The sequence below is a fragment of the Arthrobacter sp. MA-N2 genome, assembly GCF_000517125.1.
In the GTDB taxonomy this organism is placed as follows: Bacteria; Actinomycetota; Actinomycetes; order Actinomycetales; family Micrococcaceae; genus Arthrobacter; species Arthrobacter methylotrophus.
On the sequence record NZ_KI912156.1, the window covers coordinates 239791 to 253592 of the forward strand.

Below are 13802 nucleotides of genomic sequence, written 5' to 3' on the forward strand. Positions count from 1 at the left end.
CTCCGCTCCCAGCATGCGCTGACACTGAGTTTCATGTCAAGGAACTGCGTACCACGCCCGCGCCGAAAGTCAGGTCAGGGCGTCCCGGACCGCTTGAAGGATCTGTTCTTTGCCTGCACCCGGATCCAGTACCGTAACCACGACGGCGGGGCGGCCACTTTCCGCGGGGGGCCCGCCAAGCCCTTCGCCGGCCGAGAGCTGGCCGAAGGTATCGGCCAAAGCTCCCAATTCACGCCCGAGCCGGACGGCCAACCCTTGGGCTTCGGCTTCCCACGCATCACGCTCGACGCGCTCGCCTTGTTCCCCACCAGCAGCAATTGCCCGCAACCATCCGCGCAGGACGCTGTTATGCACAGCAACCACGGCTGCAGCGAAGGCCACGGCGGTAACCTCCCGGCTCTCCCCCACGGGCAGGGCAGACAAGAGGTGGTTCCGGAAGGCGCGCTGATAGCGATGCGTCATGACGAGCTCGCGGTCTCGAAGAGCGGGTACCTGATGCAGAAGTTCGTAGCGGGCGAGGGAGGTCTTCCGATTGCCCACATGGTGGCCAAAGACCAAGAGCGCCGCATCCACAACGGGACGAAACGGATCCGCCGTCGAGCGAAGAAGCAACTCCTGGACGTTGGCGAGAATACGGTCGTGGTCCGCGAACACGACATCCTCTTTGGAGCCGAACTTCCGGAAGAACGTACTGCGGCTCATGCCGGTTGCTTCAGCGAGATCATCCACGGATGTCGCCTCGTACCCTTGCCGCACCAGCAGCTCGATTGCCGTAGCGACGGCTGTGCCCGGATCCGGAACGGCTGGGTAATTGACCATAGGCGTGAATCTAACATGACAGAGGAGGCATACAGCTAGGCTTCTGCCATGGCATTGATAGCTCCCCGCGTGACTCCCGGCTTGGCCCCGGACGACGCCCGGAACCTGGCACGCTCGCTCCAGGACAGCAACGACATCACCGTTTTCGTGGACGGCACCGTTCACCGGCTGCCAGATGAGGCCAGGGACGCCGTGGTCGACCTCCTTGGCCGGCTAGGCCGCGGCGAAGCAGTGACGGTCAGTAGCGTGGAGGAAATGCTCACGACGTCGCGGGCGGCTGAACTTGCGGGAATCTCGCACACCTACCTGCGCAACATGACCGATCGTGGCGAAATCCCTGTCGAATACCGCGGAACGCACCGCCGCATCCGGCTCGCGGACATCATGGCGTGGCTGGAGACGCAGAAGAGCAAGAAGCCTGCGGCGGACGGGGAAAGCACCAGCGAGTAGCGAAGAGGCGGCTCTTCGACGGTAGAGCTCGCCGCCGCCGGGGTCACCCGCCCCGCGCCTGTCGGGGACTCACGGAGAAGGAATACCGGCCATCCGCCCCGTTACCCAAATGTGACTTTACCGAGCGGCTGTTGTAACGTCGAGTGCGCGACCCAATCCCCAGCGGGTCGCTTCCGGGCTGACGCCGAGCTCTGCCGCAACCCGGAATCCGCCAGAATCGCGGCAGAGACGGGGGACCCAGAGTCTCCGGGCCTAGTTCTCCATGGGCCCTTGGGGTGAAGCCGCCACGCGCGGCCGGACGGCCTCGTCCGAACCCGACAGCTAACCTCGAAGGCGTTGAGAGGCAATCACCATGTCCCCAACCATGGACCAGCCTCGTCGTGCCCAAGTGGCGCGCGAGCGCACAAAACCAAGCGGACGCCGTCGTGCCGAAGGCAGCGCCCCGTTCATTCCGGCGCCAGTATCTGAGCCTTCACGTTCGACGGCGGTACCCACCACCCGCGCGGCCGCCCGAGCAGCCGAACGGAAACGAGCGGCTCAAACCAGCGAGACTGCAGCCATAACGATGATCGCCACCGAGGCCACCGCGGAAGCGCCCACGGCCTCGCGTCCCAACCATGCTCCGGCGTCCTTCACCGGTTCGTCGTTCAGCCAGGAACCGCATACCGTCCTCAAGAAGACTGCAACCGTCCGGACGATGAGCCACCGGATGGTTATGGTGACAGGAGCCCTGGGCATCTTGCTGGCGGCAGCTTCCGTCAGCCAGGCCCTCGAGCTGCCCTTCTTCGGGCACGAATCCCCGGCCCAAGACGTGTCCACAGCAAATACCGAAGCGTCCCCCCTGTCCGGACCCCCCTCCGCAGCGGCCAGCGTCTCCCCCACCGCAACCGCTTCACTTTCGGCAGCCACGCCAACCGCCAAAGCAGGTCAAACCGCGGAGCCGGCGCAACCCCCGCGCGGCACGGCCGCCGTCGCACCTTCCAGCGTTCCGGCACCGTCACTCTCGGTTCAGGTTCCTTCGGTCATACCGTCAACCGTGCCCCCGATCCTTGCTCCCGCGCCAGCCGTTCCCGCCCCCGCTCAGCCGGCTCCTGCCCCCGGCCAGGTTCCACCGGTCACGGTCACACCGGCCCCAACCCCGACGCCGGAACCGAGCGACCCGTCCTCTCCGTCCCCCTCGCCGAGCGACCCGTCCTCTCCGACGCCGCCAGATCACTCGAGGCCACCGGGAAAGCGCAGCGCCTCGACGGGTTCACCGCAGCCCACTCAGTCAGGGCTGGACCTGGGCGCAATTTTGGACGCGGCGAGCCAGGCACTGCAGTGAGGATGGGACCGCACAAAACACCTTCAGTCCAGTGGCACGGGCAGTGTTGCGCACGCCCCTGGATGCCAGCGGTTCAACGCCGTCCGGACCGTTGGCACTGCGGCCTCCGGTTGAGGTTGTTAAGGCACTAAGCCGGCGCAACCTCAGATCCGCGGTCGCACAGCCCACCGCCGGGCCTTCAACGCCGCGTGCAACTCAAGCCGAATCACACCGTTCAGAGGATCAGCACCAATGAGCTGCCGCACCCGGGCCAGCCGGTTGTAGATACTGCTTCGATGCAGATGCATCGTCGCGGCCACCTCCTGCACCGAGCCGTCGCCGTCGTAGAGCAGTTCGAGCACGGGCAAGAGCTCCCCGTTGCGGTCGGCATCCTCGATCGCCTGGAAGTTGGACGAGCTCGAATCGTCCCAACCGCCGGGCGCCTGCAAGCGCTCGAATAGTTGGTAGATTCCTGCCGCGCGGCTGTCCACGAGTTCGCCGAGTCGAGGATCGACGGCGGCCGCCTGGGCCGCGAGCTTCGATTGGCGGTACGCCCGCCCTAGTTGGCGGATGACCGAGAACGGTTCGCTGATGCCCAAAATGACCCGGTCCACCCTCCGGCCGGCCCGCTTGGCGAGCTCCAGCTGATAATGGACCAGGACCTGGGCGTGTTCGGCCCTGCCAGCGGTTTCGCGGAACAACAAGACCGCATGCGTCTCCGTGCCGGCGCTGAAAAGCACGGAGTCGACGCCGATGGTTGCCTGTAGCGCGGCGGAACGGTGCGTCAAGGTGGCCGCGATGGGATCGGTGACCCCGCCGCTGTTCTCCGCGTCGAGCACGGTCACCAGTTGCCACGGACCCCTGCCTTGGATTTCCTTCCATCCGGCCACTGCTGCCACGGCGTTGGATTCGCCGTGGCATGCGGCCAGGAAGTCGTGCTCCCGCTGACGCCGGAACTCGGACTCCGCAGTGTTTGAATCGAGCAGCAGCCCCGCAAGGAGGTCCAACTCATCCCGGACGCCCGGCAGCTGGGCGAGGATCGCCGTCGCCGTTTGCTCGTCAAGGTCCTGTTGGACCCACAGGTATCCCACGCGGAAACCGCGGACCAGCAGCGGGACGCAGACGCGCCCCACCATGCCGAGTTCTTCGTTGGCAGGCACGACGACGGGACGCACCGCCGTGGCGATGCCGTGCGAGAGCTGCCATGCACTGACGTCCAACGGGACCCTCTTGCTCAGCAGGAAATTCACGCGCACCCGGTCAGCGTGGGACTGGTTGGAACTGTAGGCGAGGAGGACGCCGTCGAGATCTTCCAGGGACAGGCCGCGGCCCAACTTGAGCGCGACATCCTCGACGATCTTTTCCACGTCCTGCTGCATGGAGGAAAGACTACTTTGCTCGACGAACATCAGGCGACACCTGACGCTTCCAGCATCGACAAATGTCGAGTCTACCAAGGCAAAAACCTTGAAATCATGCGGAAGTCCGCTAAGGCGGCTATCACCTTTCGTGTCGCCTGCCTCACAGCGGATTTATTCTGGAAACACAGTCCCCCCGCAGAAAAAGGCCGTTGAAGCCTTCGAACATGGAGCCCAAAATGATTATCGGTGTCCCCAAAGAGATCAAGAACAACGAATTCCGCGTTGCCATCACCGCCGCGGGGGTTCACGAGTTCCGCACCCACGGACACACCGTGTTGGTCGAGCGGGGCGCAGGCGTGGGCTCCGGCATCACAGACGAGGAATACGCGGTTGCCGGCGCGGAAATCGTAGCCGAAGCCGACGACGTCTGGGCACGCGCCGACATGGTCATGAAGGTCAAGGAACCCATCAAGGCCGAATACCACCGCTTCCGCAAGGGCCTGATCCTCTTCACCTACCTGCACCTCGCGGCGGAACCTGAACTGACCCAGGAACTCATCAACTCCGGCGTCACGGCCATCGCCTACGAAACCGTCCAGGACGGCCGCACCCTTCCCCTCCTGGCACCGATGTCCGAGGTCGCCGGCCGCCTGTCGGTCGTCGTCGGCGCCTCCTCCCTCATGGCTCCGGCCGGTGGCAAAGGCGTGCTGCTGGGCGGCGTTCCGGGTGTCCGCCCCGCCAAAGTCGTTGTCCTCGGCGCCGGCGTCGCCGGAACCAACGCCGCCGCCATGGCCCTGGGCCTCGGCGCCGACGTCACCATCATGGACATCAACATCAACCGCCTGCGCGAACTCGATGCCCTCTACCAAGGCCGCCTGAAGACGGTCGCTTCCAACGCCTACGAAATCGAAAAGTCCGTCATCGACGCGGACCTCGTCATCGGATCCGTCCTGATCCCGGGCGCCAAGGCCCCCAAACTGGTCACCAACGAACTGGTCTCCCGCATGAAGCCCGGCTCCGTGCTCGTGGACATCGCCGTAGACCAGGGCGGCTGCTTCGAGGACACCCACCCCACCACCCACCAGGAACCCACCTACAAGGTCCACAACACCATCTTCTACTGCGTCGCCAACATGCCCGGCGCCGTTCCGAACACCTCCACCTACGCACTGACCAACGTCACCCTGCGCTACGCCGTGGCCCTGGCCAACCTCGGCGTCAAGGCCGCGTTCGACCGCGACCCCGCCCTCGCAGCCGGCCTCAACATCGCCGCAGGCAAGGTCACACACCGCTCGGTATCCGAAGCACACGGCTTGCCCCTCGTGGCCGACTGGCACCAACTGGTCTCCGCATAGCTTTTAACGAGCCCGACGGCGGGGTGCGGCTTCCTTGGGAAGCGGCACCCCGCCGTCGTGGTTTAAGTGGTTACGCCGTTACGGTTTGACCGGGTTGCCCGGGAGAATCACCGAGGGAACGGGCTGAGGCAATGGGAGCGCGGGGCTGGGGAGAGCGGGCGTCGGAATCGTCCCCGGTGAAGGCCGGCCCTTCGCTACGTCTTGCAGTCCTTTGTGTGGATCGGCCCGGGAACCCGGTGCTGTGGTCCCGGGAGTCGAATGCGACGTGGGATGCGCGCTGCTGCCGGGAGTGTCCGGGCTGCTCGGCACCGGAGTGGGCGATACGGGAACGCTGGGCTCGCGGCTCGGCGTGGGACCCTGTTCCGAAGGTGTCCCCTGCTCTCGTGGAGCGTTGCCGCCCGATCCGGGGGTGAGCTGTTTGACGACGGACCCCACTGCAGCGCCCAGATGCTCGATGGTGCCCGGGATGCCGCCGTCGGACGCCGCGGCGGCCGTGGCCCCGGCCGCCAGGGACGCTGCCACGGCAACGGCAGCGAAGGTCATGCGGCCCTTCCTACGACGACGGGCCGCCAATTCGTCAACAGGTGCGGCCGCGCCAACCGCTGCAGCCGCGAAAGGGACAGCCGCGACGCGTGCAGGCACCATCAGGGCTTGCACGGCGGCCGACGGCTCCGGCCGCGCGCCCGCGAGGGCGCGTAGTTCCAGCAGCTCGGCCCGGATCTCGTACGCTTCGTCGAGTCCGGCATCAGCAAGCAAGCGGTCGATGCCCTGCTCGCCACAGGATGCGGATTTTTCGCTCATGGTGTGCCGTTCCTTAGTAGTGCACGTTCTCTGAGTGCACTCAATGCCCTGCGCTGCAACTGCTTCACGGCTCCTTGGGACTTGCCCATGATGTCCGCTGTTTCTTCTACCGAGAGGTCCGCCACGACCCTTAGTGCCAGGACCTCGCGGTAGTCGGTGCTGAGGTCGGCGAGTAACTCGGTCACGCCCAGTCCGTCCCCATGTCCGAATGCCTGGTCCTCCGCCGAAGGCGCACTCCGCGAGTCCAGATCTGGTTCGTAGGGCGCGGAATCCGGAGTCCGCTCGCGCTTGCGGTAATGATCCACCATCCGGGCATGCGCGATCGAGAAGAGTAGGGTCTTGGCCCCCTGGAGGCCTCCGCGGAGGGAATCCAGTTTGGGATAGAGGGCCAGGAACACGTCTTGCGTGACTGCTTCCGGATCGTCTACGCCGCGGGCGCGCAGGTATCCAAGGACCTGTCCGGAAAAGTTGTTGTAGGCAGCTGTGAAGAGCAGGGCAGGTTCATCCTCGTCCGCCTGCAAATATTCGTCAGCCAAAGGGTCAAGCACCCGCGACCCCTCCATTCCCACGCAGCACGGTCATCTTCCTTGGCCTGGGAAAAGACCACTGCTGCCGTCTGTTGCGTTGCGGGGCTCCCTGTCAAAAGCCAAGGAGCCCCGCCGTTCAAGCGTAGCCGCGGTGTTACGGGCGGACAGAATCGGCCGGCACGTGCACGGGCGTGGTGGGAACCTGCGACGGCACTGCGGGAACCGCCGGTACAGCCGGTACAGCCGGGGTGGACGGCCCTGCGGGAACGGCCGGCACGGCGGGGGTGGCCGGCAGTGCCGCGGTTCCGTCGGCGTCGGCCTTGGCGGAAGCAGAACCATCGGCCTTCAGCCCGGCAGCCTTGCCCTCGGTGACCACGGTTGCGCAGTGTGCCTTGACGTTGGCTTCGCCGCCGGCGGCGACAACCAGGGAGGAGTAGCCGGGAACCTTGGTGTCAGCTTTCAGGCCACCGTTGAGCAGGGCGGTGCAAAGGCCGAATGCTTCAGGAGCGGTGGCTTTGGCCGAGGTGGCGGCTGCGGTGGCCTGAGACTTCGCATCGTCCGCGGCGTCAGTGGCCTTCGCCGTGGCGTCGGCAGCGGCTTCAGTGGCTTTGGAAGTCGCAGTCTTGGAGGCGTCTGCGGCCTTGGACTCTGCAGTCTTGGAGGCGTCTGCTGCGTTGGAGGCGATCGGCGCAGGAGCTCCGACGAGGTCATGGGCGCTCTTCTGCAGATCGCCGGGAAGCGCTCCGTTGAAGGCTGCGACGCCGGTTCCGCCAACCGCTACAGCTCCGGCGGCAAGGACGCTGGCGGCGATTTTGCTGGTGGCAAGGACAGTGAACAAGGACATGAAACCCTCCGACAAACGTTTTGGGACTATTCCGGCGGCGGCTTCGTTGCTACCGGACGATCAGCGCGGACGTGGCCCGCACTCCCCTTACATCGCTGGCGGTCCCGGCGAGGTTACGCCTGATCCAAGAAATTTTCCCCCTCCTCTTCGCGTCCTCTTCGCGCGAACTGGCAGCAGTTGACCTTTCCCAAGCGGTTTGGGGTCACCTGCTGCCAGTTCGCGCGGGTCTAGGCGAGGGCTCTGGCCTGCTCGATCAGCTTGAGTACCTCGACTGGCCCGGCCGGATCCACCGGGAGCGGCAAAGCAGAGGTGGCGCCGCCGTCGGCGATCTTCTCCGCCAGGATCCGGTAGAACTCCTGGTAGGCGCCGCGCTCCGTGGGAACGGTGGTCCGGACGCCGTCGATTTCCAGGGTGCCGTAGTGCTGTGGATCGTCGACGCCGTAGCCGTCGTCCGTCGGGAGTCCGCCCGCCACGATGAACGGCTCCTGCGGATCGATTCCGTACTTGACGAAGCCGCCCTTGCTGCCCAGGATGCGAAACCGTGGAGCGTGAAGCCGGCTGTTGACGTTCATCGCCACGTGGCTGATCAGGCCGGAAACGTGCTTCAGGACAAGGAAAACGTCGTCATCAGCCTTCTCTTGGGGCCGTCGCGCCAGGATTTCGGCATAAGTAACCTCGGCGGGGCCGAACATCTGCAGGGACAAGTCCAGCAAATGGGTGCCAAGGTCGAAAAGCAGTCCGCCGCCGTCGTCGACCGTGGCGCTTGCCTTCCACGCTTTGCTGATGGCAGGCGCCCACCGCTCCATGGAGGCTTCGCAACGCATGACCTCGCCCAGGGTTCCGGAGTCGAGGAGTTTCTTCACAGTCAGCGCATCGCCGTCCCAGCGGCGGTTTTGGTAGACCGTGAGCACCCGTCCCAGCCGCCCGGCCAGTTCAACCAGCTCCTGCCCCTGCGCGCTGGTCACGGCGAACGGCTTGTCCACGACGACGTCGAGCCCGGCTTCCAGCGCGGCCTTCGCGAGCGGGTGGTGGGTCGCGGGCGGCGTGCCAAGGACCACGAGATCCAGTTCATCGGCGAGCGCCAGGACGTCATCCGCACCGTCCACGATCTTCGTGCCAGGATACCGCTCCTGCGCTTTGGCTCTGCGGCCCGCGTCCGAGGTGGCGATGACGGCAAGGGAATACGCGGGGTGGGCGGCGATGAACGGAGCATGAAAGACGCTGCCCGAAAGGCCGTAGCCGACGACGGCGGTGCGGATGGCTGTGTGGGTCATGCCGCTACGCTATCGGGCCGAGGGAGCCTGGCGAAGGTCGTGTCAGTGTCACCGCAACAATCGGGTGACGAGCTCGCGCCATGAGGCGGCCAAGCGTTCCGGCGTGATGCCGTGCTCCCGGAGGGAATGGAGCATGCGCTCGGGGTCCAGGGTGGCGCCGAGTGAATGGGCCAGCAGCCACGGATCCCGGCTGAGGCCGGCTTCCCGCAGCAGCATCTCGATGTGCCGGTGCCACAAGACCACTGGCGGGGCGTCGTGCCGGTTTTGCGGGGAATGCTCAGCCGCGGCACGGGCCAGCTCACCGTACTCTTCGACGTATTTGATGCGGGCCTCGCCGAAGGCAATGAGCCGCTCAAGTGGAGGTGCTCCCGGACCGAGCGGCGGCGGACCGAAGATGAACTGGCGTTGGAAGTCCTCCTCGGAATCGCTCAGGAGGGTAGTCATAAGTCCCGCCCTGCTGCCAAAGCGACGGAAGACCGTGCCCTTCCCGACGTCGGCACGGCAAGCGAGCATGTCCATGGTGACGGCGTCCACACCGTGCTCTGCCACCAGTTCCCTGGCAGCTTGGAGGAGCCGTTCGCGGTTGCGCGCGGCGTCGCTACGCTCCGGCGGGGCCCCCGAAGGAAACTCGGGCCGGATGGGGATGAGGCTCACAAGAAACATTCTAGCCTCGGGAATATTAACCGGACCGTAGTCCGTTTAGCTCTAGTGAAGGCAGAAAATGCCTCAGAAACCGAGCGCCTGCGGCACCGTCCGCGGCCAGACCCCAAGGAGTTCCTATGTCCAAGAACACCGTTCTCGCCCTTGTTGGCAGCCTCCGCGCCGATTCCCACAACCGCAAGCTCGCCGAAGCCATCCAGCTCAACGCCCCGGAGAACGTGGACGTCCAGATCCATGATTCCCTCGGCAACATCCCGTTCTACAACGAAGACATCGACGTCGAAGGCCAGGTTCCCGCCGAGGCCGCGGCATTGCGCGCAGCCGCATCCGAAGCTGACACCCTCCTGTTTGTCACGCCCGAACACAACGGCACCCTGACCGCTTCCCTCAAGAACGCCATCGACTGGCTGTCCCGCCCCTACGGCGCCGGCGCCCTCGCAGGCAAGCCGACCGCCGTCGTCGGAACCGCCTTTGGTCAGTTCGGTGGAGTCTGGGCACAAGACGAAGCCCGCAAGGCCGCAGGCATCGCCGGCGCCAAGGTCCTTGAAGACGTCAAGCTCGCCGTTCCGGGTTCCATGATCCGCTTCGCCGAACTGCACCCCAAGGACGACGCCGAAGTTGTTGAGCAGATCAAGGGCATCTTCGAGCCCCTGACCGCCGTCCAGGAAGACGAAGCAGCAGCCTAGTTCCCACGGTTCACGCGCCCCGGTTGGGCGCCAAGCGTGCCGGCCGCGCGCGAGGAATGCCCTTGTCCCGCCACTGAGGCGTGGGCAGGGGCATTTTTGGCGACACATGACGGCCTGGCCCCAGCGGAGCGGACGATCAAAGGGGCGGGATTAGCCCCTCCGCAACCGTTCCGTGACTGAGCTGAGGCCGAACCGTCATGGGCGGAGCAGCCCCCACCTGGACGGCCGGCCGTAACGTTGATTTACAGGGCACCAAACGCGATCAGGGCAGGAGCGGAGGCTGTCATGCGGGTCAGGCGCGGCGCGGAAAGAACGACGACGGCGATCGCCGAACTGTGCCTATCCCTCACGCTCTGCCTGGCTGGCTGCGGTTCCCCGGCCGGCGCGCCCCCGGCCGCTCCGCCCACCGCGCGGCCGGCTTCGCCGGACTCCGCCCAAGCGACGCTGGAGCCGGTAGCCGGGCCCGTTCCGATGCCCCGCCCGGCACCTCCCCCGTATTTCAACCCGCCACCCGCACCATTGCCGCCAACCACGGCAAACCCGCAAGCACCTGCAGCCCTCCCGATCACCGGCGCATCGACCGGGACCATCGTGTATTTCGTGGCAATCGGCGACGGCGGGAGCCGCGGCGTACGGTTCGGCTGCGACGATAGCCTCGTACCTGTTCACATCACTGCACCTCCGGGCAGCGACCCGCTGGCCGTGGCGATGGGGCAGCTGCTTGCACCCGACGACACCGCGGCCCGGGCAGGCTGGTACAACGCGCTCGCGGGCTCCGCGCTGCGCTACGTTTCGGGCTACCTCGACGGCACTACCGCCGTCGTGAACTTGAGCGGGTCACTTCGCCCCGGAGGCTTGTGCGAGCAAACGCGGATCGAAACGCAGCTGGCGCAGACCGCAGTGGCTGCTACGGGAGCATCCCAGGCCGCTATCTACATTGACGGGAACACCCTGGCGGACGCCTTGAGTTTGCGCCCAGGTGGCCACTCACCCGAATAACGCATCCATCTCGGCATAGCTCCGGGTACCGGCCAAACCGGACCAGTTTCCGTCGCCAAGAACTTCCAACGCCAACTTGGAGACCGTCGCGTACGCGGCCCTCGCAGTGCTGCCGCCGATGCTGATGCGCCGCACGCCGGCGTCGTGCAATTCACCCGGCGAGGGCGAGCCCAAGCCTGCCAGCGCATTGAGTGGCGCGGGGATCCGGCGGGAAAGTTCGTGGAGAACATGGAGATCCACCAATCCCGGCACGAATATTCCGTCCGCCCCGGCCTGCTGATAGGCATCGGCACGTCGCAGCGTTTCTTCATAGGCAGTGTCCGGAAACTTTCCCGACCAGTAAGTGTCCGTACGCGCATTGATGAAAAGCCCGACGCCGGCGTCGTCGGCAACTTGCCTGATCAGGGCAATGCGGCTGGACTGTTCGGCGATATCGCTCAGCGGCTCGTCCGCTGAGTCCTCGATATTGATTCCGACGGCGCCCGCATCCAGCACCGCCCGGACCGTGGCTTGGAGCTCTTCGTCAGTACGCCCGTAGCCCGTCTCGATGTCTGCAGTCACGGGCAAGCGAGTGGCCTTCGCTATACGCGAGAGTGCTTCCATCGCAAGTTGCCGCGGAAGGTGGTCTCCGTCCTGGAACCCCAGGCTCCAGGAGACGGCCGAGCTGGAGGTGGCCACCGCCGTTGCGCCTGCTTCCTCCACCATCCGAGCCGATGCAACATCCCATGCATTCACCAATACCAAGGGCGCTTGCTGCGCAGCATGGAGCTCGTGGAAGCGGCGTACCTTGGATTCGAGTTCAGGATGCGTCGTCATGGCTCTATTCCAGCCTTCCGCGGTCCCAAGGTAAAGCGCAGCGCGCGGGAACCTAAACCTTCTAATGAAACATTCGTTGCCCAACTGGCAACTTCGGGGAGTATCCTGTCAATGTGACCCACGAAACATTGGATGCCGGGCCGGAGTTGCCCGCTGAAGCAATCGACGCAATTGAGCGGGCAGCAACCGCCGCCCACCGCCACGAGGGACTTTTCTCGGAGCGCGCCGCCAATATCAAGCAGTCAGCCGTTCGTGATGTCTTCGACATCTCAATGCGTCCGGGGCTCGTGTCCCTCGCCGGCGGAAACCCCTACCTGCAATCCCTGCCCCTTGAGAAACTCGGCCAGACCGCCGCTCGCATCATCACCGATGACGGCATGACGGCGCTGCAGTACGGGGGCGGGCAAGGCACCGAGGAACTGCGTACCCAAATCTGCGAAATCATGGCGGCCGAAGGCATTACGGACGCCCGTCCGGAGAACGTCGTGATCACCGCAGGCTCCCAATCGGCCCAGGACGTGGCCACCAAGGTCTTTTGCAATCCGGGCGACGTCGTCCTCGTGGAAAACCCCACTTATGTAGGCGCGCTCAACACCTTCGAGGCCTACCAGGTGCAGGTCGAGACCGTGGACATGGACGACGACGGACTGGTACCGGAGCTGCTCGAGGCCAAGATCGCGGAGCTTCAAGCCGAGGGCAAGAACATCAAGTTCCTCTACACGATCCCGAACTTCAACAACCCGTCCGGCATAACGCTCGCCCCGGCCAGGCGTCAGCGCATCGTCGATATATGCAGCAATGCGAATATCTTGGTACTCGAGGACAACCCGTACGGGCTCTTGCGTTTCGACGGCAAGCCGCTGGCACCAATGCGGGGGGCCAACGCACATGACGTCATCTACATGGGATCATTCTCCAAGATCTTCGCCCCGGGACTACGGATCGGCTGGGCCCTCGTTCCCGAACACCTGCAGCGCCGTTTCTACCTCGCATCGGAGGCAGTGACCCTGTGCCCTCCCACTCTGAATCAGATGATCATCTCGGCATATCTCCGGGACTACGACTGGCGCGCGCAGATTGACACCTACCGGGCCTTGTACGAGGAACGCTGCAACGCCCTGCTGGTGGCCCTGGCAGAACACATGCCTCCCGGCCTCAGCTGGACCAAGCCCGAGGGCGGCTTCTTCGTCTGGGTCACCTTGCCAGATGGCGTGGATACCTACCCACTACTCAAGAAGGCGATCGAGGCCGGGGTCGTGTTCATCCCCGGCGCGGCGTTCACGCACTCGGACGAGCCGTCCAACAAACTGAGACTGGCCTTCAGCGCAGTGCCACCGGAGTCCATCGCCGAAGGCGTCCGACGACTGGCGCCGGTTTTGCAAGAAGCCATCGATGTCATCAGCAAAGGAGCAGAGATATGACCGGAATAGTCATCGTCGGAGTCGACGGGAGCGAAACAGCTAGGCGCGCCGCCGATTCCGCAAAGAATTTGGCGACCGCATTGGGTGCGGAATTGCGCGTGATCACCGCTTTTGAAGGGGACCACGTAGAGATCGTCGAAAGCGGGGGCGACAAGTGGATTCTCTCCGACGCCGACGCCGCCGAAAAGGTAGCCCGCACATTAGCCGCGGAACTCGCCTCAGATCAATTGACCACCAGCTACGGAGCTGTCTTTGGCAAGGCCGGAGACGCACTGGTCAAAGAAGCCGAACGTGTGGGCGCCAAAGTGATCGTCGTCGGCAACCGCCGGATGCACGGATTGGGACGGGTCCTGGGCAGCGTTGCCAATACGGTCGCCCATAAGGCGCCGTGCGACGTCTACATCGCGAAGACAGACGAACCATAAGCCGCGCTTGACGGGGATCACGTGTTGTGGTGGGCGGCCTCACCCCGATTTTAGCCGAGCG

Annotated in this window: 15 protein-coding genes and 1 riboswitch; of the genes, 7 read left to right on the top strand and 8 right to left on the bottom strand. The window is 65.0% G+C overall.

The window, feature by feature from the left end; translation table 11 throughout:
* Nucleotides 1-69: 69 nt before the first annotated feature.
* Nucleotides 70-819 carry a TetR/AcrR family transcriptional regulator gene (locus A3M3_RS0119325; RefSeq protein ID WP_028267722.1) on the bottom strand — a complete coding sequence of 250 codons (750 nt, stop codon included), beginning with the start codon at nt 817-819 and terminating at the stop codon, nt 70-72.
* 48 nt (nt 820-867) lie between these two features.
* Here A3M3_RS0119325 and A3M3_RS0119330 point away from each other — a divergent pair, with 48 nt between their 5' ends.
* Both A3M3_RS0119330 and A3M3_RS27660 read left to right on the top strand, forming a co-directional pair.
* Nucleotides 868-1269, top strand: a complete 402-nt coding sequence (locus A3M3_RS0119330; RefSeq protein ID WP_028267723.1) for a helix-turn-helix domain-containing protein — start codon at nt 868-870, stop codon at nt 1267-1269.
* Between the two features lie 199 nt (nt 1270-1468).
* Nucleotides 1469-1619: riboswitch (cyclic di-AMP (ydaO/yuaA leader) on the top strand.
* A 2-nt stretch (nt 1620-1621) separates the two neighbouring features.
* Nucleotides 1622-2593 (top strand): hypothetical protein, encoded by a 972-nt coding sequence (locus tag A3M3_RS27660; RefSeq protein ID WP_081736950.1) that lies wholly within the window; start codon nt 1622-1624, stop codon nt 2591-2593.
* 143 nt (nt 2594-2736) lie between these two features.
* Here the strand turns inward: A3M3_RS27660 and A3M3_RS0119340 are convergent, their stop codons facing one another.
* On the bottom strand, nt 2737-3951 hold the full coding sequence (locus A3M3_RS0119340; RefSeq protein ID WP_028267725.1) for a PucR family transcriptional regulator: 1215 nt from the start codon (nt 3949-3951) through the stop codon (nt 2737-2739).
* A 218-nt stretch (nt 3952-4169) separates the two neighbouring features.
* On the opposite strand from A3M3_RS0119340, the gene ald reads away from it, so the two are divergent.
* Nucleotides 4170-5288 (top strand): alanine dehydrogenase, encoded by a 1119-nt coding sequence (ald, locus tag A3M3_RS0119345; protein WP_028267726.1) that lies wholly within the window; start codon nt 4170-4172, stop codon nt 5286-5288.
* Nucleotides 5289-5366: 78 nt separating this feature from the next.
* Here the strand turns inward: ald and A3M3_RS25980 are convergent, their stop codons facing one another.
* From A3M3_RS25980 to A3M3_RS0119370, 5 genes are all read right to left on the bottom strand, one after another.
* The gene (locus tag A3M3_RS25980) at nt 5367-6089 is read right to left on the bottom strand and encodes a hypothetical protein (RefSeq protein WP_035743376.1); all 723 of its coding nucleotides are present in this window, start codon (nt 6087-6089) and stop codon (nt 5367-5369) included.
* Entirely contained in the window at nt 6086-6637 is a 552-nt protein-coding gene (locus A3M3_RS0119355; protein WP_028267727.1) for an RNA polymerase sigma factor, read from the bottom strand. The genes A3M3_RS25980 and A3M3_RS0119355 overlap by 4 nt, the downstream gene beginning before the upstream one ends.
* Before the next feature lie 133 nt (nt 6638-6770).
* A complete protein-coding gene (locus tag A3M3_RS28225) occupies nt 6771-7460 on the bottom strand; it encodes a hypothetical protein (RefSeq protein WP_028267728.1) in 690 nt (229 codons plus the stop codon).
* 227 nt (nt 7461-7687) lie between these two features.
* On the bottom strand, nt 7688-8734 hold the full coding sequence (locus A3M3_RS0119365) for a Gfo/Idh/MocA family protein (protein ID WP_028267729.1): 1047 nt from the start codon (nt 8732-8734) through the stop codon (nt 7688-7690).
* Nucleotides 8735-8782: 48 nt separating this feature from the next.
* Nucleotides 8783-9388 (bottom strand): TetR/AcrR family transcriptional regulator, encoded by a 606-nt coding sequence (locus A3M3_RS0119370; protein WP_028267730.1) that lies wholly within the window; start codon nt 9386-9388, stop codon nt 8783-8785.
* A 125-nt stretch (nt 9389-9513) separates the two neighbouring features.
* Here A3M3_RS0119370 and A3M3_RS0119375 point away from each other — a divergent pair, with 125 nt between their 5' ends.
* On the top strand, nt 9514-10080 hold the full coding sequence (locus A3M3_RS0119375) for an NAD(P)H-dependent oxidoreductase (RefSeq protein ID WP_028267731.1): 567 nt from the start codon (nt 9514-9516) through the stop codon (nt 10078-10080).
* 285 nt (nt 10081-10365) lie between these two features.
* Nucleotides 10366-11079 (top strand): GerMN domain-containing protein, encoded by a 714-nt coding sequence (locus tag A3M3_RS27675; protein ID WP_028267732.1) that lies wholly within the window; start codon nt 10366-10368, stop codon nt 11077-11079.
* Here A3M3_RS27675 and A3M3_RS0119385 read toward each other — a convergent pair.
* Complete coding sequence (locus tag A3M3_RS0119385; protein WP_028267733.1) at nt 11068-11895, bottom strand: isocitrate lyase/PEP mutase family protein; 828 nt, start codon at nt 11893-11895, stop codon at nt 11068-11070. The genes A3M3_RS27675 and A3M3_RS0119385 overlap by 12 nt on opposite strands.
* Before the next feature lie 113 nt (nt 11896-12008).
* On the opposite strand from A3M3_RS0119385, the gene A3M3_RS0119390 reads away from it, so the two are divergent.
* Entirely contained in the window at nt 12009-13316 is a 1308-nt protein-coding gene (locus A3M3_RS0119390; protein WP_028267734.1) for an aminotransferase-like domain-containing protein, read from the top strand.
* Nucleotides 13313-13741: a universal stress protein gene (locus A3M3_RS0119395; protein WP_028267735.1), complete on the top strand. Its 429-nt coding sequence runs from the start codon at nt 13313-13315 to the stop codon at nt 13739-13741. Before A3M3_RS0119390 ends, A3M3_RS0119395 begins: the two co-directional genes overlap by 4 nt.
* Nucleotides 13742-13802: the final 61 nt, after the last annotated feature.

Excerpts from the sequence above, each read along its gene's own strand:
- A3M3_RS0119385 (WP_028267733.1), bottom strand. The coding sequence starts at position 11,895 with ATGACGACGCATCCTGAACTCGAATCCAAGGTACGCCGCTTCCACGAG.
- A3M3_RS0119330 (WP_028267723.1), top strand. The coding sequence starts at position 868 with ATGGCATTGATAGCTCCCCGCGTGACTCCCGGCTTGGCCCCGGACGAC.
- A3M3_RS0119340 (WP_028267725.1), bottom strand. The coding sequence starts at position 3,951 with ATGCAGCAGGACGTGGAAAAGATCGTCGAGGATGTCGCGCTCAAGTTG.
- A3M3_RS27660 (WP_081736950.1), top strand. The coding sequence starts at position 1,622 with ATGTCCCCAACCATGGACCAGCCTCGTCGTGCCCAAGTGGCGCGCGAG.
- ald (WP_028267726.1), top strand. The coding sequence starts at position 4,170 with ATGATTATCGGTGTCCCCAAAGAGATCAAGAACAACGAATTCCGCGTT.
- A3M3_RS28225 (WP_028267728.1), bottom strand. The coding sequence starts at position 7,460 with ATGTCCTTGTTCACTGTCCTTGCCACCAGCAAAATCGCCGCCAGCGTC.
- A3M3_RS0119375 (WP_028267731.1), top strand. The coding sequence starts at position 9,514 with ATGTCCAAGAACACCGTTCTCGCCCTTGTTGGCAGCCTCCGCGCCGAT.
- A3M3_RS0119325 (WP_028267722.1), bottom strand. The coding sequence starts at position 819 with ATGGTCAATTACCCAGCCGTTCCGGATCCGGGCACAGCCGTCGCTACG.
- A3M3_RS25980 (WP_035743376.1), bottom strand. The coding sequence starts at position 6,089 with ATGAGCGAAAAATCCGCATCCTGTGGCGAGCAGGGCATCGACCGCTTG.
- A3M3_RS0119395 (WP_028267735.1), top strand. The coding sequence starts at position 13,313 with ATGACCGGAATAGTCATCGTCGGAGTCGACGGGAGCGAAACAGCTAGG.
- A3M3_RS0119365 (WP_028267729.1), bottom strand. The coding sequence starts at position 8,734 with ATGACCCACACAGCCATCCGCACCGCCGTCGTCGGCTACGGCCTTTCG.
- A3M3_RS27675 (WP_028267732.1), top strand. The coding sequence starts at position 10,366 with ATGCGGGTCAGGCGCGGCGCGGAAAGAACGACGACGGCGATCGCCGAA.